General features: G+C 29.2%; 27 protein-coding genes. 19 read left to right on the top strand and 8 right to left on the bottom strand.

Features of this window, described 5'->3' with window-relative positions; translation table 11 throughout:
- Position 1: 1 nt before the first annotated feature.
- The 12 genes from map (at position 2) to Q4586_RS01300 (ending at position 8,658) form a co-directional block, all read left to right on the top strand.
- Positions 2-763, top strand: a complete 762-nt coding sequence (gene map, locus Q4586_RS01355) for a type I methionyl aminopeptidase (RefSeq protein ID WP_303525653.1) — start codon at positions 2-4, stop codon at positions 761-763.
- A 2-nt stretch (positions 764-765) separates the two neighbouring features.
- Positions 766-1,599: a class D beta-lactamase gene (gene blaOXA, locus Q4586_RS01350; RefSeq protein WP_303525652.1), complete on the top strand. Its 834-nt coding sequence runs from the start codon at positions 766-768 to the stop codon at positions 1,597-1,599.
- A gap of 4 nt (positions 1,600-1,603) precedes the next feature.
- Positions 1,604-2,167, top strand: a complete 564-nt coding sequence (locus tag Q4586_RS01345) for a hypothetical protein (RefSeq protein ID WP_303525651.1) — start codon at positions 1,604-1,606, stop codon at positions 2,165-2,167.
- Between the two features lie 2 nt (positions 2,168-2,169).
- Positions 2,170-2,793 (top strand): CatB-related O-acetyltransferase, encoded by a 624-nt coding sequence (locus tag Q4586_RS01340; RefSeq protein ID WP_068701899.1) that lies wholly within the window; start codon positions 2,170-2,172, stop codon positions 2,791-2,793.
- Between the two features lie 5 nt (positions 2,794-2,798).
- A complete protein-coding gene (locus Q4586_RS01335; protein WP_303525650.1) occupies positions 2,799-3,545 on the top strand; it encodes an NAD(P)-dependent oxidoreductase in 747 nt (248 codons plus the stop codon).
- Between the two features lie 107 nt (positions 3,546-3,652).
- Complete coding sequence (locus tag Q4586_RS01330) at positions 3,653-4,513, top strand: alpha/beta hydrolase (RefSeq protein WP_068701896.1); 861 nt, start codon at positions 3,653-3,655, stop codon at positions 4,511-4,513.
- Entirely contained in the window at positions 4,514-5,449 is a 936-nt protein-coding gene (locus tag Q4586_RS01325) for a polysaccharide deacetylase family protein (protein ID WP_303525649.1), read from the top strand.
- A 25-nt stretch (positions 5,450-5,474) separates the two neighbouring features.
- Positions 5,475-5,933: a GyrI-like domain-containing protein gene (locus Q4586_RS01320; protein ID WP_303525648.1), complete on the top strand. Its 459-nt coding sequence runs from the start codon at positions 5,475-5,477 to the stop codon at positions 5,931-5,933.
- A gap of 11 nt (positions 5,934-5,944) precedes the next feature.
- Complete coding sequence (locus tag Q4586_RS01315) at positions 5,945-6,241, top strand: hypothetical protein (protein WP_303525647.1); 297 nt, start codon at positions 5,945-5,947, stop codon at positions 6,239-6,241.
- A gap of 13 nt (positions 6,242-6,254) precedes the next feature.
- Positions 6,255-6,971: a DNA alkylation repair protein gene (locus Q4586_RS01310; RefSeq protein ID WP_303525645.1), complete on the top strand. Its 717-nt coding sequence runs from the start codon at positions 6,255-6,257 to the stop codon at positions 6,969-6,971.
- Positions 6,972-6,994: 23 nt separating this feature from the next.
- Positions 6,995-7,831: a leucine-rich repeat domain-containing protein gene (locus tag Q4586_RS01305; protein WP_303525644.1), complete on the top strand. Its 837-nt coding sequence runs from the start codon at positions 6,995-6,997 to the stop codon at positions 7,829-7,831.
- Between the two features lie 20 nt (positions 7,832-7,851).
- Positions 7,852-8,658, top strand: coding sequence for a carboxypeptidase-like regulatory domain-containing protein (locus Q4586_RS01300; RefSeq protein WP_303525643.1), 807 nt, complete (start codon positions 7,852-7,854; stop codon positions 8,656-8,658).
- A gap of 83 nt (positions 8,659-8,741) precedes the next feature.
- On the opposite strand, the gene Q4586_RS01295 is transcribed toward Q4586_RS01300, so the two are convergent.
- The gene (locus tag Q4586_RS01295) at positions 8,742-10,007 is read right to left on the bottom strand and encodes a nuclear transport factor 2 family protein (RefSeq protein ID WP_068701881.1); all 1,266 of its coding nucleotides are present in this window, start codon (positions 10,005-10,007) and stop codon (positions 8,742-8,744) included.
- 248 nt (positions 10,008-10,255) lie between these two features.
- On the opposite strand from Q4586_RS01295, the gene Q4586_RS01290 reads away from it, so the two are divergent.
- Both Q4586_RS01290 and Q4586_RS01285 read left to right on the top strand, forming a co-directional pair.
- Entirely contained in the window at positions 10,256-11,311 is a 1,056-nt protein-coding gene (locus tag Q4586_RS01290; RefSeq protein WP_068701879.1) for a sensor histidine kinase, read from the top strand.
- Entirely contained in the window at positions 11,298-11,993 is a 696-nt protein-coding gene (locus tag Q4586_RS01285; RefSeq protein ID WP_068701876.1) for a LytR/AlgR family response regulator transcription factor, read from the top strand. Before Q4586_RS01290 ends, Q4586_RS01285 begins: the two co-directional genes overlap by 14 nt.
- A gap of 39 nt (positions 11,994-12,032) precedes the next feature.
- Here Q4586_RS01285 and Q4586_RS01280 read toward each other — a convergent pair whose 3' ends face one another.
- The 4 genes from Q4586_RS01280 to Q4586_RS01265 all read right to left on the bottom strand — a co-directional run bounded on the left by Q4586_RS01280 (position 12,033) and on the right by Q4586_RS01265 (position 14,576).
- A complete protein-coding gene (locus Q4586_RS01280; RefSeq protein ID WP_068701874.1) occupies positions 12,033-12,485 on the bottom strand; it encodes a carboxymuconolactone decarboxylase family protein in 453 nt (150 codons plus the stop codon).
- Positions 12,486-12,557: 72 nt separating this feature from the next.
- On the bottom strand, positions 12,558-13,136 hold the full coding sequence (locus Q4586_RS01275; RefSeq protein WP_303525641.1) for a Crp/Fnr family transcriptional regulator: 579 nt from the start codon (positions 13,134-13,136) through the stop codon (positions 12,558-12,560).
- Between the two features lie 34 nt (positions 13,137-13,170).
- Positions 13,171-13,941 carry an MBL fold metallo-hydrolase gene (locus Q4586_RS01270; RefSeq protein ID WP_068701870.1) on the bottom strand — a complete coding sequence of 257 codons (771 nt, stop codon included), beginning with the start codon at positions 13,939-13,941 and terminating at the stop codon, positions 13,171-13,173.
- 59 nt (positions 13,942-14,000) lie between these two features.
- Positions 14,001-14,576 carry a Crp/Fnr family transcriptional regulator gene (locus tag Q4586_RS01265; RefSeq protein WP_068701867.1) on the bottom strand — a complete coding sequence of 192 codons (576 nt, stop codon included), beginning with the start codon at positions 14,574-14,576 and terminating at the stop codon, positions 14,001-14,003.
- A 181-nt stretch (positions 14,577-14,757) separates the two neighbouring features.
- Here Q4586_RS01265 and Q4586_RS01260 point away from each other — a divergent pair, with 181 nt between their 5' ends.
- A complete protein-coding gene (locus Q4586_RS01260) occupies positions 14,758-15,513 on the top strand; it encodes an SDR family NAD(P)-dependent oxidoreductase (RefSeq protein WP_303525638.1) in 756 nt (251 codons plus the stop codon).
- Between the two features lie 21 nt (positions 15,514-15,534).
- A complete protein-coding gene (locus Q4586_RS01255; protein ID WP_245662307.1) occupies positions 15,535-16,176 on the top strand; it encodes a TetR/AcrR family transcriptional regulator in 642 nt (213 codons plus the stop codon).
- Positions 16,177-16,229: 53 nt separating this feature from the next.
- Here Q4586_RS01255 and Q4586_RS01250 read toward each other — a convergent pair whose 3' ends face one another.
- The 3 genes from Q4586_RS01250 to Q4586_RS01240 all read right to left on the bottom strand — a co-directional run bounded on the left by Q4586_RS01250 (position 16,230) and on the right by Q4586_RS01240 (position 17,874).
- Positions 16,230-16,808 (bottom strand): YceI family protein, encoded by a 579-nt coding sequence (locus Q4586_RS01250; protein WP_068701861.1) that lies wholly within the window; start codon positions 16,806-16,808, stop codon positions 16,230-16,232.
- Between the two features lie 32 nt (positions 16,809-16,840).
- The gene (locus Q4586_RS01245; protein WP_068701859.1) at positions 16,841-17,194 is read right to left on the bottom strand and encodes a nuclear transport factor 2 family protein; all 354 of its coding nucleotides are present in this window, start codon (positions 17,192-17,194) and stop codon (positions 16,841-16,843) included.
- Positions 17,195-17,289: 95 nt separating this feature from the next.
- A complete protein-coding gene (locus Q4586_RS01240; protein WP_068701857.1) occupies positions 17,290-17,874 on the bottom strand; it encodes a Crp/Fnr family transcriptional regulator in 585 nt (194 codons plus the stop codon).
- Positions 17,875-18,026: 152 nt separating this feature from the next.
- Here Q4586_RS01240 and Q4586_RS01235 point away from each other — a divergent pair, with 152 nt between their 5' ends.
- The 3 genes from Q4586_RS01235 (at position 18,027) to Q4586_RS01225 (ending at position 20,997) form a co-directional block, all read left to right on the top strand.
- Positions 18,027-18,872: an MBL fold metallo-hydrolase gene (locus tag Q4586_RS01235; protein WP_068701855.1), complete on the top strand. Its 846-nt coding sequence runs from the start codon at positions 18,027-18,029 to the stop codon at positions 18,870-18,872.
- A 10-nt stretch (positions 18,873-18,882) separates the two neighbouring features.
- On the top strand, positions 18,883-20,526 hold the full coding sequence (locus Q4586_RS01230) for a S8 family serine peptidase (RefSeq protein ID WP_068701853.1): 1,644 nt from the start codon (positions 18,883-18,885) through the stop codon (positions 20,524-20,526).
- Positions 20,527-20,592: 66 nt separating this feature from the next.
- Positions 20,593-20,997, top strand: a complete 405-nt coding sequence (locus Q4586_RS01225; protein WP_068701851.1) for a hypothetical protein — start codon at positions 20,593-20,595, stop codon at positions 20,995-20,997.

Below are 20,997 nucleotides of genomic sequence, written 5' to 3'. Positions count from 1 at the left end.
AATGTCGATAACAAAAGAAGAAGAATTAGTAGGAATGCAAAAAGTTAGCGAAGCAGTAGGTACAACGTTAAAAAAAATGAAAACTTTTGCAAAAGTGGGTATGTCTACCAAAGAATTAGATGATTATGGTGCTGAATTGTTAAAAAGTTACGGTGCAAAATCGGCTCCTTTCGAAACTTACGGATTTCCAGGGTATACTTGTATTAGTGTAAATGAGGTTGCAGCGCATGGAATTCCATCAAAAAAAATTATTTTAAAAGAAGGGGATTTAATAAATATTGATGTTTCTGCCGAATTAAATGGTTTTTGGTCAGACAACGGAAGTTCTTTTGTTCTTGGAAAAGATATTCATAAACATCAACCATTGGTTAACGCATCAAAGGAAATTTTAATGAAAGCAATTAATAGTACAAAAGGAGGTGTTAAAATTGCAGACATTGGTCATGTAATTGAAACTGAAGCTAAAAAAAGAGGCTTTAAGGTAATTGAGAATTTAGCAGGTCACGGTGTTGGAAGAAGTTTACACGAAAAGCCAGAAAACATTTTAAATTACCGAGTTAAAAGCAACAGAGAGCGTTTTAAAAAGAATACAACTGTAGCTATAGAAACTTTTATTTCAACTAAGTCAACGGTAGCGGTAGAGTTAAAAGATGGTTGGACACTGGTTGGTAATAAAGGAGGTTATGTAGCACAACATGAACACACTATTTTAATTACTGAAAAAAAACCAATCATTTTAACAGCAGCTAACGGTAGTATTTAAAAATGAGAAATAGCTTCTATTTATTCGTAGTGTTTTTTGCAATAAGTGCTTGTAAAAATAAAGTTGAACACAAAAGAAAAGAAATTGTTAATCTTGAAATTAAGAAAGTAATAGAACCTGAATTTCAGAAAATTATAAACGATAAAAATGTAACAGGAGCTGTACTAATTTATGATTTAAAAAAGAACACCTATTATTCCAATGATTTTGATTGGGCAACAATTGGTCGTTTACCAGCCTCTACTTTTAAAATTCCGAACTCTATTATTGCCTTAGAGTTAGGGATTGTTAAAAATGATAGTACTTTATTTGCTTGGAACGGCGAAAAGAGAGCGTACAAGATTTGGGAACAAGACCTAATTTTAAAAAACGCATTTCATTATTCGTGTGTGCCTTGTTATCAAGAAATAGCAAGAAAAGTTGGTGTAAACAGAATGCAAAACCTTCTTGATGAATTAGAATTTGGTAACATGAAGTTTGATACAATCACCATTGATAATTTTTGGTTAGAAGGAAGCTCTAAAATCAATCAATTTGAGCAAATTGATTTTTTAAAGCGACTTTATGAATCAAAACTTCCTATTTCTAAAAGAACAGAAGGGATTATGAAAAAAATGATGCTTGTAAAAGATATAGAGAATTTTAAATTAAGAGGAAAAACAGGCTTATCTGTTAGAAGTGGTAAAAGAAATGGCTGGTTTGTAGGATATCTTGAAAAGAACAAAAATGTCTATTTTTTTGCAACAAACATTGAACCTAATTTAGATATCAATCCTAATCTATTTACCAAAGCTAGAAAAGAAATAACTATTGAAGCTCTTAAAAATATAGAATAAAACCATGAGGAAATTGATCAGTTTTATACAGAAAAACATATCAGGAAAAAAGGTGTTATTACTTTTTGTATTAACCAATATAATCTACGCTTTGATGTTAACAATTACAATTCCTGGAACAATGAAGTTTTCAAACGGAATGAAATTGTTAGATATGATGCCTACAGGATATGATTATAATTATGTTACCGAGTTGTTTACATCACTTGGTGATGTTGGTCGTAAAACCTACTTAACAAATCAACTTCCCGTTGATATGATTTACCCTTTTCTTTTTGGTATTTCTTATTGTTTTCTTTTTGGGTATTTTCTAAAAAAAATAAATAGATTTAAAAAACCTTTTATATATCTGTGTTTACTCCCATTAATTGCTGGGCTATTTGATTATTTTGAAAATTTTGGAATAATTGTAATGCTCAATAATTATACAGAAATAACTCCTACATTAGTAAAAGTAACAAGTGCGTTTACAATTATAAAAAGTATTACAACTAGCGCATATTTTATAAGCTTGGTTGTACTATTCATAGTATTCACTGCTAAAAAAATAAACAAAAAAACAAGCTAATTATGACAGGACCAGATACAACCCAAAAATTTCCATTAGCTAATTACGATCGACTTTGTTTTTTAAAAAACATCATTAAAAACCCGAATATTATTGTTGGCGATTATACCTATTATGATGATTTTGAAAATGTAGAAAACTTTGAAAAAAATGTAAAATATCATTTCGATTTTACAGGCGATAAATTAATTATTGGTAAGTTTTGTATGATAGCTTCTGATGTAAAGTTTATTATGAATGGAGCAAATCATTTAACCGATAGTATTTCGACTTATCCGTTTGCAATTTTTGGAAATGGATGGGAAAATGCGATGGAAGGAAAAACCTATCCGAAAAAAGGAAATATTAACATTGGTAACGATGTTTGGATTGGTTACAATGCAACAATTATGGCAGGTGTAACTATTGGCGATGGTGCTATCATCGCTACTAATGCTACCGTTGTAAAAGATGTACCTCCATATACAATTGTTGGAGGTAATCCAGCAAAAGAGATTAAAAGACGCTTTTCTGATGAAAAAATAGCACAACTTTTAGAACTGGAATGGTGGAATTGGGATATTGAAAAAATTACCAAAAACATTCAGAATTTAACTGATAATGAAGTTGAAAAACTGCTTAAATAATAGCCATGAAAACATTAGTAGTTGGCGCAAGCGGCGCAACAGGATCAAAATTAGTAGCACAACTTTTAGCCCAAAAACATAAGGTAAAAGTAATTGTTAGGTCACTTAAAAAAATACCTGAATTTTGGAAAAATAGTTCTGATATAGAAATTATTCATGCAAATATTTTAGAGCTAAATGATGAGGAAATGAGTAGAATCGTTGCCGATTGTACTGCAATTGCTTCGTGTTTAGGGCATACATTGAGTTGGAAAGGAATTTATGGAAAACCTAGACGATTGGTTACTGATGCGGTAATTAAACTTTGCGATGCTGTAAAAAATAACAACCCAAATCAAACAATTAAGTTTGTTTTAATGAATACAACAGGTAATAGAAACCGTGACTTAAACGAGCCGATTTCTATTGCACAAAGATTCGTGATTTTTTTACTTCGATTATTATTACCTCCACATGTTGATAATGAAAAAGCAGCTGATTATTTACGTACTCAAATTGGTCAAAATAATAAATATATTGAATGGACTGCTGTTAGACCTGATTCATTGATTAATGAAAATAAAGTTACCGATTATGAAATTCATCCTTCACCAACAAGAAGTGCTATTTTTAATGCAGGTGACGTTAGCAGAAATAATGTAGCTAGTTTTATGAGTAAGCTAATCACAAAAAATGAACTTTGGGAACAGTGGAAAGGTAAAATGCCTGTAATTTATAATACATCAGAAATAAGCAAAAAAATAAGAGTGTAGTAACTAATTATGTTTTTTTAATCACCCTTTAATAATTAACATTTTTTTGACGCATAAAAATAGGGTTAAAATTATTAATTTTAGTAAACTTGTCCTAAATTTTAAAAATGAACTCACTTTATAAATCTATAAAAGGAAAAATAGCAATTTTAAATCTCTACAATGAAAAATTAAGAGATTTGAATATTGATTATAATTCGAGAGAAATTACTACTTCTTTCGGAAAAACAAATGTTATTGTAACAGGCAATGCGTCAAGTCCTCCGATGTTAATTGTGCATGGCTCTAATGGCTGTGCACCCATTGCTTTAGAAACTTACAAAGGGTTAGAATCAAGTTTCCAAATTTTTGCTATTGATGTATTAGCACAGCCTAATAAAAGTGCCGAAACTAGGTTGTCGATGAAAAACGATGATTACGGAAAATGGATGCATGAAGTAATTGATGCCTTACATTTAAAAAATGTATCGCTTGCCGGATTTTCCTTTGGAGGATTGGTTATTTTAAAAACATTAGCGTTTAAACAAGAAAATATAAAAGAAGTTTTTTTAACAGCTCCTGCGTACATTGTAAATGGGAATCCGTTAAAAGCATTGTTTAAGGTTTTTATTCCGATGAAACGTTATATGAAAACAAAAAAAGAGAAGTATGTACAGCGTTTTTTAAAAGAGTTATTTACAGAACAAGACAATTTTGCAATACAGTTTTTATCAGAAGTGTTTTTACATTTTACAATGGATTTTACACCCGTTCCTGTAATCAGTACAAAAGCTGCACAAGTAATTACTACTCCTATAACGCTTTTTGCAGCTAAAAATGATTTAATGTTTCCTGGCGAAAAAATGATTAAAAGAGCTAAAAAAATATTTCCATCATTAAAAAAAGTGATTTTATTAGAGCGGTCTAAACACGTACAGAGTTCGGTTGATAATATCTTAATTGTAAACGAAATTAAAAACTCATTATAAATGAACCGATTTTCATTATTATATAGTTTTTTAATTTGTAGTTTTTTGATGCTATCAGCATGCAAAAATCAACATAAAATAGAAAAACCTAAAATTTCATTTTCGTTTGATGATGGTGCTACACAAGATTTTCCGGGGTATAAAAATGCTGATTGGAATCAATTATTACTAGGTAAACTGGCAGCAGAAAATGTAAAAGCAGTGTTATTTGTTAAAGGAAAAAACTTAGATAATGAAGCAGGAAAAACAATTATAAAAAGTTGGAATGATGCGGGGCATTTAATCGCAAATCACACGTTTTCTCATCCGTATTTTAATAGTAAAAAAGTAAGTTTAAATCGTTTTAAACAAGAACTATTAAAAAATGATTCTTTAATTAACAAGTATTCAAATTTTACAAAATTATTTCGGTTTCCGTATTTAAAAGAAGGCAACACTGTTGAAAAAAGAGATGGCTTTAGAAAATTTTTAAAAGAACAGAATTATAAAACTGGCCACGTAACAATTGATGCTTCTGATTGGTATATTAATCAGCGTTTAGTAAAACGTTTAAAAGAAAATCCGAAAAGTGATATTTCAGGATATAAAAATTACTATTTAAAACACCTTTTTAATCGCGCGGAATATTATAATTCTTTAGGAAAAGAGTTAACTGGCAGACAAATTCATCACAATATATTATTGCATCATAATTTAACATCAGCATTGTTTATTGATGATTTAATCAAACACTTTAAAAAAAATGGTTGGGAGATTGTTAATGCAGAAAAAGCTTATAAAGATCCTATTTATGCTAAAACTCCTGTGACAATTCCAGCAGGCGAAAGTCTTTTATGGGCGTTAGCAAAGCAAACAAAAAAATACGATTCAATTTTACGTTATCCAGCAGAAGACAGTCGTTATGAAAAAGAAGCAATGGGTCGTTTAGGTCTCTAAAAAATAAAGAATAACAAAATAAACTATGAAACAAGAATTAGAAGCATTTAAAATAATTGGTATTGCAGTAAGAACAACCAATGAAAATAATCAAGCCGCCAAAGACATAGGCACATTATGGAACACTTTTGTGACGGAAGGTATTTTAGAAAAAATTCCGAATAAAACAGCATCCGATATATATTCAATATATACCGATTATGAAAGTGATTATACCAAGCCGTATACTACAATTTTAGGATGCCGCGTAAACAATATTGATGAAATTCCTGAAGGTTTTGTCGCAATAACGATAGAAGCTTCATCATATAAAAAATTTATAGCAAAAGGAGATTTAACCAAAGGAGCTGTTTATGAAAAATGGAATACTATATGGAAAACAGATTTAGATAGGAGTTACACCGCCGATTTTGAAATATACGGAGCAGCAGCTCAAGATCCATTAAATGCCGAAGTAGATATTTTTATCGCTGTAAATTCTTAAAAGATAAAACAATGCAATACGATAAAGATTTAGAATCTGTACACAAAAGTCTTTTTTTAGAAGCACGAGCATTTCTTTTGTCTTTTGATGGAATTATAGAAACAAAAAAGGAACGCATTACAACGTATGCTAATAAAAATGGTGGAATTTGTTATTTAAGAACCATGCCTTATGGTATTGATTTTGGGTTTTTAAAAGGCGCAAAAATGAAGGATGAATTAGGTTTCCTTACAGGAAAAGGAAAAGCAATTCGGGTTTTATCAGTAAAAGAGTTTGATAAGAATGTGGTTACATATTATCTAAAATAAGCCATAGAAATAAATGAACTACAACGAAGTCATACAATGCTTATATGATTTACAAGACCCAGAAAAAATTGTTTTTAAAGAGCAGAAATTCGGAATTGTAGCGCATAACTCTTTGGGTATTTATCACAAAGAATTAAAAATGATTGCCAAAGAAATAGGAACAAATAATGAATTAGCGTTGCAGTTATTTGATAGCGGAATTTATGAAGCACGACTTCTGTGTAGTAAAATATTCAACCCAAAAGATATTACGGAAGAGTTAATGGAAAAATGGGGTGTAACTTTTGAAAATTGGGAAATATGCGACAGTTTTTCTATGGGATTATTTGCAAAAAGTGATTTTGCATTGGCTAAAATATTAGAATGGACAAATCGAAAAGCTGAATTTGAAAAAAGAGCAGGGTTTGCAATTTTAGCATCCTATTGTATGGCCAATAAAAAATCAGACAATGAGCTTTTTGAGCAATTTTTTCCGATTATTATACAACAAGCAACAGATGATAGATTGTATGTTAAAAAAGCGGTGAACTGGGCGTTAAGAAATATCGGAAAACGAAATGTTGACTTAAACGAAATGGCAATAGAAGTAGCCAATGATATTCTAAAATTAGAAAATAAATCAGCAAAATGGATAGCAAAAAATGCATTAACAGAACTGCAGAAAGATACCGTTAGAATGTCTGATTATCCTAGAGAAATTTATAGGAAAAAGGTGAAAATTAACGAATAAACTTAACAACTAAAAAAATGAAAATGAAATACCTTTTTACAACGATGATATTAGTAGGAATCATAATGATTTCTTGTTCAAAAAATGATGATATAGAAGAAACACCAATAAGTAAATTTATACGGATACCTGATGTGAACTTTGAAACAGAATTAATAAAACAAGGTATTGATTCTGATGGTGTTGTAAATCAGCAAGTTCTTCAATCTGATATTAAAGAAATAGAGTATCTAGATTTATCATACCCAAGTTCATCAGAAATGATTAAAAACTTATCTGGTATTGAGGGTTTTACAAAATTAAAGAGACTTTACGTTATAGGCAATAGACTTGAAAATATTGATTTAAGTAGTAATACAATGCTAGATACTTTGCATTTAATGGCTAATGATTTAAAAAGTATAAAAGGATTATCAAAAGCAACCAATTTAAAATGGTTAAATCTATCACATAATTTGTTTGAAGAATTTACATTAGACAACACTAGTTTAACTAACATTTTAATGAGCCATAACGAATTAGTATCGTTTGACGCTAGTAAAGCCATTAATTTAGAAACAGTGTATTTATTAACCAATAAAATACTGTCAATAGATTTTGCTAATAATCCTAAATTAGAAGCTATTAATGTATCTAATAATAAGTTAACCAACATTAATTTTGGGTTAAAAAACAAACTTTATTATTTATCAATCTTCGAAAACTTTATAACTCAATTAGATGTAAGTAATTTTGATAACCTAGATTATTTATTAGCAGACAGAAACCCTAATCTACCTTGTATAAAAATTAAAAATGGTCAACATATACCAACTTTACAACTGTCAGACTATCAGCAAGTAAATCTAAGTTGTTATTAAAATAAACAACTCAAATTAATATGAAAAAATTAGTCCCTCTATTATCAATATGTATTTTACTATTTACAGCATGTAATTCAGATAATGATGACATACCAATTATCGTTGCCACAGAAATATATAATTTTACAGGTACCGTTGTAGACGGTTCAAATGCGCCTATAGAAAATGCAACAATAACTTTAACCACACACGAAGTAACTACGGATGAAAATGGTAATTTTACATTAAATAACGTAACCTTAGAAACCGATTATGCGTATATTAAAGTGACTAAAGATGATTATATAGGTGGTTTACGGATGCTGACCAGTTTAGAAGAAAACAACACTATAAAATTTTCTTTATTAAACGATCATTTAGTAACAATATTAGGTACTGGTGGTGATAGTGAAGTGAATTTTCCGACTGGATTAAAATTTAAAATTAATGGTAATATTAAAAAAGAAGATGGAAGTCCTTTCGCTGGATTTATGTATCCAGTTATTCATCATATAACTCCATTTAATCTAGCTATAGAAACTATAATTCCTGGAGAAAATAGTATGAGTGAAGATAATTATGGATTTGTATACGTAAAGTTAGAAGACGCAACCAAAAACTGGCTAGATATTGCAAACGGGCATTCTGCTACGTTAGAGTTTGATATTGACGACGATTTATTACCAACAGCTCCTGAAACTGTAAAAGTTTATAACTTTAATAAAGAAACAGGTTTATGGATATTGTATGGAACCGCTACAAAAACAAAAATCTTAGATGTTTGGGTTTATCAAACAACCATAGCATCTTTTAAAAATGCTTGGTTTAAATTAGAGGCTGAATAGTAAAAGTATTTAGATTCGTTAAAACATAAACCTCAGAATTAAACTTAATCCTGAGGTTTTTTGTTTACAAAAGGCTCTTCTATTTAAAACGGATATCTCTTAACGTTTTTATGCTGCCATAAAAGATTAACAATACTCCATTTACCATCAAGTTTTATTAAATGCAAATATTCTACCCAATTATCAGAATATAATTTAACGGTTGCTATACGATGATAAACATCTAATATTTTAATTTGATTGTTTGGGGTAGGTGGAAAACGAGTATTTGATTTATTCCAATTTGCAGCATTTTTAAGCATTCTTTTTTTAGGAATGGCTGTAACAACCTCTTTTCTTAATTTTCTATTATAACCTATCGTTACCTTGTTTAAGCTATCATTCATAACCTCTTGCATTAAATTAGGTTTTAATTCTTGCAGCGCAATTAAATAACCCAATGAAATTCGCTTAATTTCTAAGCTGTCTTTTTGTGAAGCTTTTTTGCTTAAAGTAATATGTTGATTATTAGCAATATTTCGTCCTCGTAAAAATTTCATATTTGGATCGTAATGACCTTGTTTGATATAATTTCCAAATTTATCATACTCTTTAGTACCAATTGAAAACCCAAATTGATTTATAACCAACTTATTATTTTTATCATGATAAGTATACTTTATGTGGTTGCCGTTTTTATCATAAGTATCCTGATATGAGGCAACTCCAACAGAATTATTTACAACATCTAAATTTTTATTTAAATTATAATTTCCTATTGGTGATCCGTCTTTTCTAAAGGTCATTCCTGTAATACCAAATTCAAAATAGTTTGAAATATTTCTTGGTTTATTATCTAAATCAAATCTTTTCTCAACCACCATTTTACGGTTTTTAAACCATTGGTAACAGGCAATTTGCCAATTAGATTCCATTGGTTTATTATTTATATCAAAAAATTCTAGCTTCGAATAATTTCCTTTTTTATCAACAGTAAAAACTTCTTTATAAACTTGTCTATCATTGGTTATTCTTTTTCCATTTTTATTAAAAAAAGTCCTCGTTTCTGTATTATTTATGTAAGTAATTATTGTTTTGTATGCGCCGATTGAAGCCAACGGATGTCTTCTTTCAGTAAAATAATGATTGTTTGTTATTTCAATAAGTTGATTAGCATTATTGTATGTAAAAATATAATGCGACGTTTTTTTGGCTGTTACCGCATTAATGGGATAAGTTCCGGTTAGTTTTATATAAGGCGAAACATGATTGTACCGTAAATGTCTAAAATAATTATTGGTGTTTTGGGCTAGTGTAATGCTAGTAATACACAGTGTAAGTAACGAAATTGCTAATTTTTTAATGGTCATTTTTTTAATTTTAAAAATCAAACGAAACTAGAAAAGTAATTGACAGCTTTATTTATTTGTAGACTTAATGAGTCAAAACGTTGACAGAAAATACTTTTTTATATTTAGAGCGATTAATTTGCTTAAAAAAACTGTTTAACCATACTTTATAAGCTTTTGTCTATTAAAATCAGCAGCAATAATTTATTTTTTTAAGTTTGAAGTAAAACGTGATTTTAGCGTTCGCATAAATTGTATATTTAATATTGATGAAAAAAATTGTACCTGCAAACGTTTTACAAAAAACAATCTTCTGGATTGTTATGTTTATTTACTTGTTAAGTACTTATTGGTTTAAACAACACGATAAATTATTTGTGGTGCAGTATATTGCGTTTAAAGTATTTTTGCAGTTTCTATTTAGCATTTTTACCTTTTATCTTCTAATTCCGTATTTTTTAAATAAAAAACGAATTGTTTTATTTGTACTAGGGGCTTTAATGGTTATTTACTTATTACGATTTTTTTATATCGTTGTTATTATCAATTATTTTCAAATTTCTTTTCCTGAAATTTATAAAATGCGACCGCCTTTTTTATTGTGGGATCGATTACTTTCTTTGGTTTCTTTTATCAATAATATTATGTGGCTTGTTTTTCCTTCAATCATATTAATTGCTATAAAATATTATCAAGATCAAAAGGATATTATTGCTTTAAAGGAGCAAAAAAAAACGACCGAACTTAATTTACTTAAGCATCAATTAAATCCACATTTTTTATTTAATACCTTAAATAATTTATATGCATTGGCATTAAAAAAATCAGATAAAACCCCAGAAGTAATAGCCAAACTTTCTGAAATTTTAGATTATATATTGTATCAATGTAAAGATAAATATGTGCCTATTGCTAAAGAAATAGATTTACTAGAAAACTACATCGCTTTAGAAAAAGTTAGGTATGGAAATAGGGTAAGAGTTATTTTTGAAAAAAATAGTAATCAAAATGTAAAAATAGCACCATTAATTTTGCTAACTTTTGTTGAAAATGCTTTTAAACACGGTATAAGTCAAGAATTAAACAAAGGAATTATTGAGTTAGATTTATCAGCTACTACAAAAGAAATTATTTTTAAATTAAAGAATACTAAACCTAAATCACATCAAAGAAAAGAAGATGTTGAAAAGCATTCAATTGGTATGAAAAACACCCAAAAACAATTAAATTTATTGTATCCAAATAATGGATATTCTTTAAAAATTAATAATGAAGAATTAAGTTATTATTTAGAATTAAAATTAACGGTATATGAAAAAGTATAAATGTTTAATTGTTGATGATGAAGAATTGGCAAGAGAGTTAATTGCTACACATTTAAATCAATTACCAGATTTTGAAATTGTGGCTGTTTGCGCATCAGCAATAGAAGCCAGTAGTGTGTTAAAAACTGAATTGGTAGATTTAATGTTTTTAGATATTGAAATGCCTGTTTTAAAAGGCATTGAATTTTTAAAAAACTTAGCCAACAAGCCTAAAGTAATATTTACAACCGCACACAGAGAATATGCTATTGAAAGTTACGAATTAAATGTGGTTGATTATTTATTAAAACCTATTGTTTTTACTCGGTTTTTTAAGGCGATAGAAAAATTTTTAGACACACAAACGGTAGAGAAACCTGCTAATAAAAAGGAAGAGGCTACACACATGTTTGTTCAAAGTAATAAAAAAAACATCAAGGTTTTGTTTGAAGATATTTTATATATAGAAAGTATAAAGGATTATATCAGAATACATACGTTAGCTGCTAAGTTGGTAATTAAACATGGTATTTCAGCTTTTGAAGAAAAATTAGACAATCGTTTTATAAGAGTGCATCGTTCATATATTGTAAACTCTCAAAAGGTAACTGCATATACGAAACAAGATATTGAAATAAGTAAAATTGAAATTCCGATAGGTGATTTGTATAAAAAGAATGCCTTAGAAAGATTAAAACTATAAAAGGAATACTAAATTTAGTACTCCTTTTTTTATGATTCTTTATTCGGTTACCTTATAATTTCCAGGAGTAAATTGAAATACTTTCATCAATCGAGTCCACGTATTTATTTGTGATATAGCCAAAGCTAAGTAGCATATTTCTTCTTTAGAAAAGAATTCTAACAACGGATTATAAATTTCATCTGGAATAATACCTCGCGACAATTTTGTTAAAGCATCAGTAAACTTTAAAACAGCCCTTTCTTTATCTGTAAAATACGGAGTTTCTTCCCAAACACATAACGAGGATAATCGCAATTCGGTCTCGCCTGTTTTTTTGAGCTCTTTATAATGCATGTCTACACAATAAGCACAACCATTTTTTTGTGCTACTCGTAATCTTATAATTTCAAGTAATTGCATTTCCAATGCAGATTCTTCAATAAAGTTTTCAATTTCTCGTAATTTTTCAAACATCCCATTTGGAATGTCTTTGTAAGCTATTCGTTCCATACTATTTGTTTTTAATTATGAAACAAAGGTATTTTACAGACAGATGAAGTTTCCTTAAGATATCTTAAGAAATTAATTTTGATTCCCTTTTTTTCTAATTTCACTCAAGTATTCTGGTGTAATATCCAGATAAGAAGCAATCATATATTGCGGAACTCTTTGGGCAAAATCTGGTATTTGAGCTACTAAAATAAAGTAACGCTCTTTACTGCTTTTTTTCATGTAAATTTCATCTTTACGTTGAAGTGCAATCAATGTATTTTCAGCAATTATTCTAAAAACACGTTCTAATTGCGGAACTTTTACATATAAATCTTCTAATTGCGTGTTTGTAATTTGAAGTACTGTAGTTTCTTCTATCGCTTGAATTGAGTTAATTGTAGGTGTTTTATTTATAAAGCTATCTAAATTGGTAATCCACCAGTTTTCAATCCCAAAAGCACTGATGCTTTCATTGCCATTTTCTTCCACTCTAAACTGACGTACCAATCCTTTTAGGATAAAATACTTGTATTTACAAATATGATTTTGTTCGATTATAAATTCTTTTTTCTGGTAGATTTGTTTAGTGCAAGTACTATAAATGAGTTGAATTTCATGGTCAGTAAATTCAGCATAACGTATTAAGTATTTTTGTAATTGCTCTTTCATTATAAATATTTACTATTACAAAGGTGCTTAAAATTTATTCAAACTCCATAACCTCACCATCTTTTGGTATGAAAGTTTTTTTAATAAGTTGATGTTTCGTTAATTCTGTTTCTAATTGTTTTCTAGTAGTAGGGCAGTGGTTAACCGCTTCTAAATGATTAGCAATAACAAATTTGGGCGCATTTTTAACAAATTTGGTAATATCTTTTAAGGTCATTAAAAGCGGTTTAAAAATGTCTAGTTGCGCTGTTCCGCTTGCTACAATACTAATATCTGGTTTGTATTCTTTAAGAACTTTATCAACATCATTAGTGTAAATAGTATCAGCACTTATATAAATTGATTTTTCATTTTTAAGATTGATAAAAAATCCCATAACGTTACCCATAGGCTTGGCAATAAATCCATAACCGTGTTTTGCTGGAATACCTTCAATTGTTCCGCCAAGAAAATCGGATTGTTTCCAATATGCCACCGTTTGAGTTACATTTAAACCTCTTTTTACAAGTATTTTTTTGTCTTTTATACTACAAATTACTGGAGTATTTCTTTCTTTTAAAAACGTTTCAGCTGCTCTATCTAAATGATCTGGATGTAGGTGTGTAATTAAACAATGTGTGGTTTTGTTTACGATTTCCATTGCATTATCAGGTAAATCGAGTATTGGGTTCCGTAATGGTTTAAACCTAAACAATGTAAATGGCGGACCAGCAGTTCCTTTTTTTCCTAACATTGGATCTACTAAAATAACTTTATCATTAGCTTCAATAACGAGTGTAGCATTTCTTACATGATGTATTTTCATAATTATATTATTTAAGACACAAAATTGAAAAAAGAAAGATCAGTATCCATTGATTCAAATCAAGAAATGCGTTTTCGTATTCTGCTTAAGGTTTCTGGAGAAATATTTAGATAAGAAGCGATGTGATATTGTGGAATTTTCTCTAACCAAGTAGGTTTATAAATAAACAATTCTTTATAAAGCTCATCAGCGGTTTTCGTAATTCTGTTATATTCTAAAAGCTCTTTGTGTTTTAATAATTTTTGAAAAGATAAATCGATAAATGACTTTCCACATTCATATTTTTTTAAGAGTTCTCCAAACGCATTTTTATCAACAACAAGAAGTGTTACTTCAGTTAATGTTTCTTGATTTTTTTTGGTTTTTAAATCGTTATTAAACGAAGATAAATCGGTAATAAATTGTGGTTTGGTATAAAAATTAATGTTAGTTTCTTTTTCTGAAGTAGCAAAATACTCTCTTATAACTCCAGAATTTAAAAAACGAAGTTGTTTTTCTTCAGTGTCAGCTTTTAATATTTGTGTACCTTTTTTTATAGTTTCTTTTTTAAATAAACAAAGCAACTCTTTTAATCCATTTTGATTTAAAGGATATTCTGTTTCAAAAAAATTAGATATTTCGTTAAAATCACTCATAGATACTGTTTTTCTTAAGTTTTCAATGTAGCAAATTTAGGTTTTCAAAAGTAAAAAATAATACAGGTTTTTACTTTTGAAAAATCAACTATTTTATTTGGAACAATCATTCTGTTATTTATATATTTGCAAACGGAACGATTGTTCTAGTATTGTTTAAAACATAAAAAAAATAGAAATTATGAGTAATTTAAATAGAAAAGTAGCTGTAGTAACTGGTGGAAATAGTGGTATTGGTTATGCGTCTGCTAAAGAATTAAAAAGCAAAGGTGCTACCGTAATTATTACAGGAAGAAATGCCGAAAAAGTAGCAACAGCAGCGAAAGAATTAGGAGTAAAAGGAATTGTTGCAGATGTAAACGATCTAAACGCTATTGATAGCTTAGTGGCATCAGTAAAAAACGATTTTAATAAAGTAGATGTGTTATTTGTAAACGCAGGAATTTTTGCACCTGCACCTGTTGGACAAATAACAGAAGAAATGTTTGATCATCAAATAGGAATTAATTTTAAAGGCGCTGTATTTACTACCGAAAAGTTTTTACCAGTTTTAAATGATGGTGCTTCAATTATTAATTTATCGTCAATAAACGCGTATACAGGTATGCCAAATACAGCAATTTATGCAGCTTCAAAAGCAGCATTAAATTCATACACACGAACGGCAGCTACTGAGTTAGCACCAAGAAAAATCAGAATTAATTCGGTAAATCCAGGGCCAATAGCAACGCCAATTTTTAGAAAAACAGGTATGCCAGAGGAGCAATTAAACGGTTTTGCAGCAACCTTGCAAAATCGCATACCTTTAAAGCGATTTGGTCAACCAGAAGATGTTGCCAAATTAGTATCGTTTTTAGCAAGTGACGACGCATCATTTATTACAGGAAGTGAATATAATATTGATGGTGGAACGAATGTAAATCCGCTAGTGAGTTAAATTTTTTTATTATTTTTTGGAATGATGATTCCAATAATTTTATCTTTGTGGAAGTGTTTTACGCTTCCACATTTTTTATATATGCCAAGAGTTAAGTTATTTGATGAGAATGAAGTTTTAATCAAAGCAATGAATTTGTTTTGGAAACAAGGATATGCTGCAACTTCAATTAATGATTTAGTAAGCCATTTAGGTATTAACAGAGCTAGTTTGTACAGTACTTTTGGTGATAAGGATACGTTATTTAAAAAAGCGTTTCAGTATTACAGAAAAACAGGAATTGAAGGTTTAAGACAATTTTTTAAAAATCATGAAAATGTAAAGGAAGCATTTTCTAAATTATTTGAAATAGCCATTGATGAGGCAATTTGTGACGCTGATAAAAAAGGTTGTTTTGTGGTAAATGCAACAACCGAATTGGTTCCTGGAGACCCAACAATTTTTAAAGCATTAGAAGAAAATAAAAAAGAATTGGAAACAGTATTTTTTAATGCTTTACAAAAAGGAAAAGATAAAGGACAATTAAAATCAAAGCAAGATTTAAAAACAGTAGCTTCTTTATTATATACCATCTATAGTGGGGTACGAGTAGTTTCAAAAATTAATCCAGATAAAAAAGAATTAACAAGTTCCGTAAATTTAGCATTATCATTATTAAATTGAAAAAAAGCGCAAGTAAAAAATACTTACGCTTAAAATTTACTTTGAATTAAATTTTAAAATTCTAAATCAGCAACTAAGTCAAATTCATCATAAATAGCTTTGTCTTTTAAATTATCGAAAAAACTTGTAGAACCATATTTTACATTAAATTTTGAACGATCAATTTTTAAAGATACACTAGCTTTATTTCCATACACAGATAGTGTAAATTTAACAGAGTTTGTTTTTCCTTTAATAGTAAGATCTCCAGTAACTTTGTAAGCATTTTTTCCAATACTTTTTACCTTTTTAAACTTTAAAGTTGCTGTTGGAAATTTTTTAACTCCAAAAAAATCATCCGATTTTAAATGCCCTTCCAATTTACCTTTGTATTCTCCGTCTAAGTCGGTATTATTAATAGATAGCATATCAATAACAAATGCTCCCCCAGTTAATTTATTGTCATTAAAATTTAAATGACCCGATTTTATTGCAATAGTTCCTTGGTGTGATCCTGTAACTTTATAACCTTTCCAAATTACATTACTTTTAGTAACGTTAATTTCCTTTCTTTCCTTTTTTATAGTTGTAAAAGAAAAAGTTAAAAGAGCCATAAAGGCAATAGTTGCGATGTTTTTTATTGATTTATTCATTGTTTATTTTTTTTAATTGTTAATGTTATAGTTTAAGCTCCGTAATAAAATTTTTCTTTAATTATTTTACCATCTTTCCAGTCTTGTACGGCAACTTGAGTGTAGTTTCTAATTCCCCAATCTTTATGGGTATAATCAAAATGCCATTCAACCATAGTGGTGTTTTCGCCTATGGTTACTTTTAAAGGTTGGGCGCCTCTAAAATCGGTAATTGCAGCAAAAAATTCTTCTTCGCGTTGTCTGTTAGCTGCTTTTCCTTTAATAATTGGGTTGTCGTTTTCTTGCATTACAACATCGTTATGATAAAACTCATCAAAAGCTTCTAAAGCTTTTCCTTGTAAAATCATATCGTTAATTGTGCTAATTTTTTCTAATAATGTATTCATCTTTTGTGTTTTAAATATGATGATACAAATGTCTAAAACAAAACATTTTTAGAAAATGAAGTAGATTATGAAATGATGTTAAACTAGATTAACATTTATTGATTTTGGATAAGTTGACTTTTAATTTTACTTAAAAACTCTTTGGTGATTCCTAAATAAGAAGCAATCATATATTGCGGAACACGTTGTTCTATTTTAGGATAGGTTTCTTTAAAGAGAAGGTATCTTTCTTTTGCGGTAAGGCTAAAATTACTAACAATACGTTTTTGTGAAGCAACTAAGGCGCGTTCAATAATTTTTCTAAAAAATCGTTCTAACTTCGGAATTTCGATATAAAGCTCTTCAATAATATTGTAAGAAATCTGAAAAAGTTCGGTATTTTCTATACATTGTATATTATAATCGGCAGGGGTTTGGGTTATAAAACTTCCCATATCAGATGTCCACCAATCTTCAATAGCAAACATTACAATATGTTCTTGCCCTTCATCATCAACATAAAAAGTTTTGGTACATCCAGACAAAATAAAACATTCTGTTTTACAAATATCTCCTTGTTGTACAATATATTGATCTTTAAGATATTTTCTGCGAACTATTTTAGAAAGCAACAAAGCCTCTTCATCAGAAGTTAAATTGATATATTTATGTATATAATTTAATAAGGATGTAGTATGCATTGTTTTCAATTAAAAAAAGTAAAGATAGTATAGAAAAGAAAGAGTCACTAATTAATATTTAAAAAAGATAAACTAAAAGGTGCTCATAAATAGAGTATCTTTTTTGTTTTTCTTAACAAAAAGTTACGTTAAAATTCCGCATATTTGTAGTTATGCGAATTTATCCCATAGAAACAGGTAATTTTAAATTAGACGGTGGCGCTATGTTTGGCGTAGTTCCAAAATCAATTTGGCAAAAAACAAACCCTGCCGACGATAAAAACATGATATCAATGAGTATGCGTTGTATGCTTATTGAAGATGGAAATCGATTAACTTTAATTGATACAGGAATCGGAAACAAACAATCCGATAAATTCTTCGGATATTATTATTTGTTTGGCGATTTTTCTTTAGACGTTTCCTTGGCAAAACACGGTTTTCATAGAGATGATATTACCGATGTTTTTTTAACACATTTACATTTTGATCATTGCGGAGGGTCTATTCAATGGAATAAAGACAAAACAGGATACGAGCCAGCATTTAAAAATGCTCGTTTTTGGAGTAATCAACGTCATTGGGATTGGGCAGTAAACCCAAATCCACGAGAAAAAGCATCATTTTTACAAGAAAACATACAACCAATTAAAGAAAGCGGACAACTTAATTTTTTACACTTAAATGCAAAAGATTATGTTGGTTTTGATGTATTGTTTAAAGATGGACATACCGAAAAACAAATGCTACCAAAAATTCAATACCAAGATAAAACTATTGTTTTTATGGCCGATTTATTACCAACCGCAGGTCATATACCTTTACCGTATGTGATGGGCTATGATACCAGGCCATTATTAACATTAAAAGAAAAAGAAGCCTTTTTAAATGAAGCAGCTGATAAAGAGTTTTATTTGTTCTTAGAGCACGATGCTTATAACGAGTTGATTACAGTAAAGCACACCGAAAAAGGAGTACGATTAAAAGAGAGTTATAAATTTACAGATATATTTAATTAAGATAAAGATTATGAGAGTTTTGAAACCCGTATTTTACTCAGCAATTGCAATTACTACATTAGTAGGTTGTTCATCAGTAAGTAAAGTGGCAGTACCAACAGGAAGTAATACTGTGGTAAATATTTCAGCAAAAAAAGCTGAATTAACAGCTTATGAAAAAGATAATTGGCAACATTTAGATTTAGCTACAGATACTATTCCTGGAATGAGTGTTAATAAAGCTTACGATTTCTTAAAAGGAAAAAAAGGAGTTGAAGTTGTTGTTGGAGTAGTAGATTCTGGTACCGATTTAAAGCACGAAGATTTAGTAGATGTTGCTTGGGTAAACACTAAAGAAATTGCCGGAAACGGGATTGATGATGACAAAAATGGGTATGTTGATGATATTAACGGATGGAACTTTTTAGGAAGCTCTTATAAAGAACATTTAGAGTACGAACGTATTTTAATGAATCCTTCTGTTGCTGATGCAGAAACTTTAAAAGAAGTAAAAGCATTTCAAAAAACAAAAGTAGATGCAGCTAAAAAGAATGCAGCCCGTTATAAAAAAATGTTAGATGGAGTAACTATGGCTGATGCAGCTTTAGCAAAACATTTTGGAAAAGCAGATTATACAAAAGAACAAGTATTAGCTTTAAAAACTACTGATGTTGCTTTAACAAAGGCTGCTGAAGGTGCAAAACAAATGTATGGTTTTGGATTAAGTTCATTAACACAAGCAAAAGAAGAATTAGCTAAGTTAGTTAAAACTGCAAATGCAACAATAAATGGAGATAACTTAAAAACAGATTACCGTACTGTTGTAGGTGATAATGCTTATGATATTAACGATAAGCCTGGTTATGGAGATGGAAATATTGGGCATTCAGAAAAAGGAGAAGCACACGGTTCTCATGTTTCTGGTATTATTGGTGCTACGCGTAACAATGGTAAAGGAATGAATGGTGTTGCAAATAATGTGAAAATGATGGCAGTACGTTCAGTTTCTGACGGAGATGAGTATGATAAAGATGTAGCTTTAGGTATTCGTTATGCAGTTGATAACGGAGCAAAAGTAATTAATACTAGTTTTGGTAAAGCATTTTCACCAAATAAAGAATGGGTTTACGAAGCATTAAAATATGCAGCTTCTAAAGATGTTTTAATTGTAAACGCAGCAGGTAACGATGGTAAAAATATCGATGTTGAAAAAACTTTTCCTAATGATGCACCAGATTTAGTAAACGAAATTTCTGATAATGTATTAACGTTAGGAGCAATGAGTGCTAACTATAATGAAAAATTACCAGCAACTTTTTCTAACTATGGTAAATTAAATGTAGATGTTTTTGCACCAGGAGTACAAGTACACTCTACTACACCTGATGGTGAATACAAAAAATTTAGCGGTACTTCAATGGCAGCACCTTCAGCTGCAGGTGTAGCTGCTTTAGTTCGTTCTTATTACCCAGAATTATCAGCAAGTCAAGTAAAACATATTTTAATGAACTCTGGTACTAAAATTAATTTAGACGTTAATAAACCAGGTACAGGTGCTAGATATGGTAAGCCAGTTGAAAAAGTTCCTTTTGCAGATTTATCAGTTTCTGGACGTGTTGTAAATGCATACAATGCAGTTAGAATGGCCGATAGAATGGTAAACGGTAGAAAATAAAATGTAGAATTACAAAGTAAAAAAGAGCATTATTTTTGATGCTCTTTTTTTGTTATAAAACGCCTTATGCAGTTAGAGTTTGATAAACAAAAAGAGTTATTAATTATTAAAGATGATGTTCCATTACATTCACGTTTAGTACTAATATTATTATCAGTAAATGTAGTTAATATGAGTTTTCAATTGGTTTCTATAAGTTATTCTAAAAATGAAATTTTATTTATTTTCATGTTATTGTTAGGAGTAATATCAGTAGTAGCAATACTCTTTTATTTATTTAAAAGATCATGGAAAACAACCTATAAGTTATCTAAAATTGAAGGTGTAGAAACTAAGAAAATTTATGGTAAAGAACGCATTTTTTTAAAATTACATAACGGAAAAAAAAGAAGTTTTTCTATTTTAAAAAATGAAAACGAATTTAATAGTTTAAAAAACACCCTAACTACAATAGGAATTAAATCAATTTAA

It is taken from the genome of Tenacibaculum soleae (genome assembly GCF_030549005.1).
Classification (GTDB): domain Bacteria; phylum Bacteroidota; class Bacteroidia; order Flavobacteriales; family Flavobacteriaceae; genus Polaribacter; species Polaribacter soleae.
The sequence above is the reverse complement of the archived record's forward strand: the minus strand, read 5'-3'. Positions and strand labels throughout refer to the sequence as shown.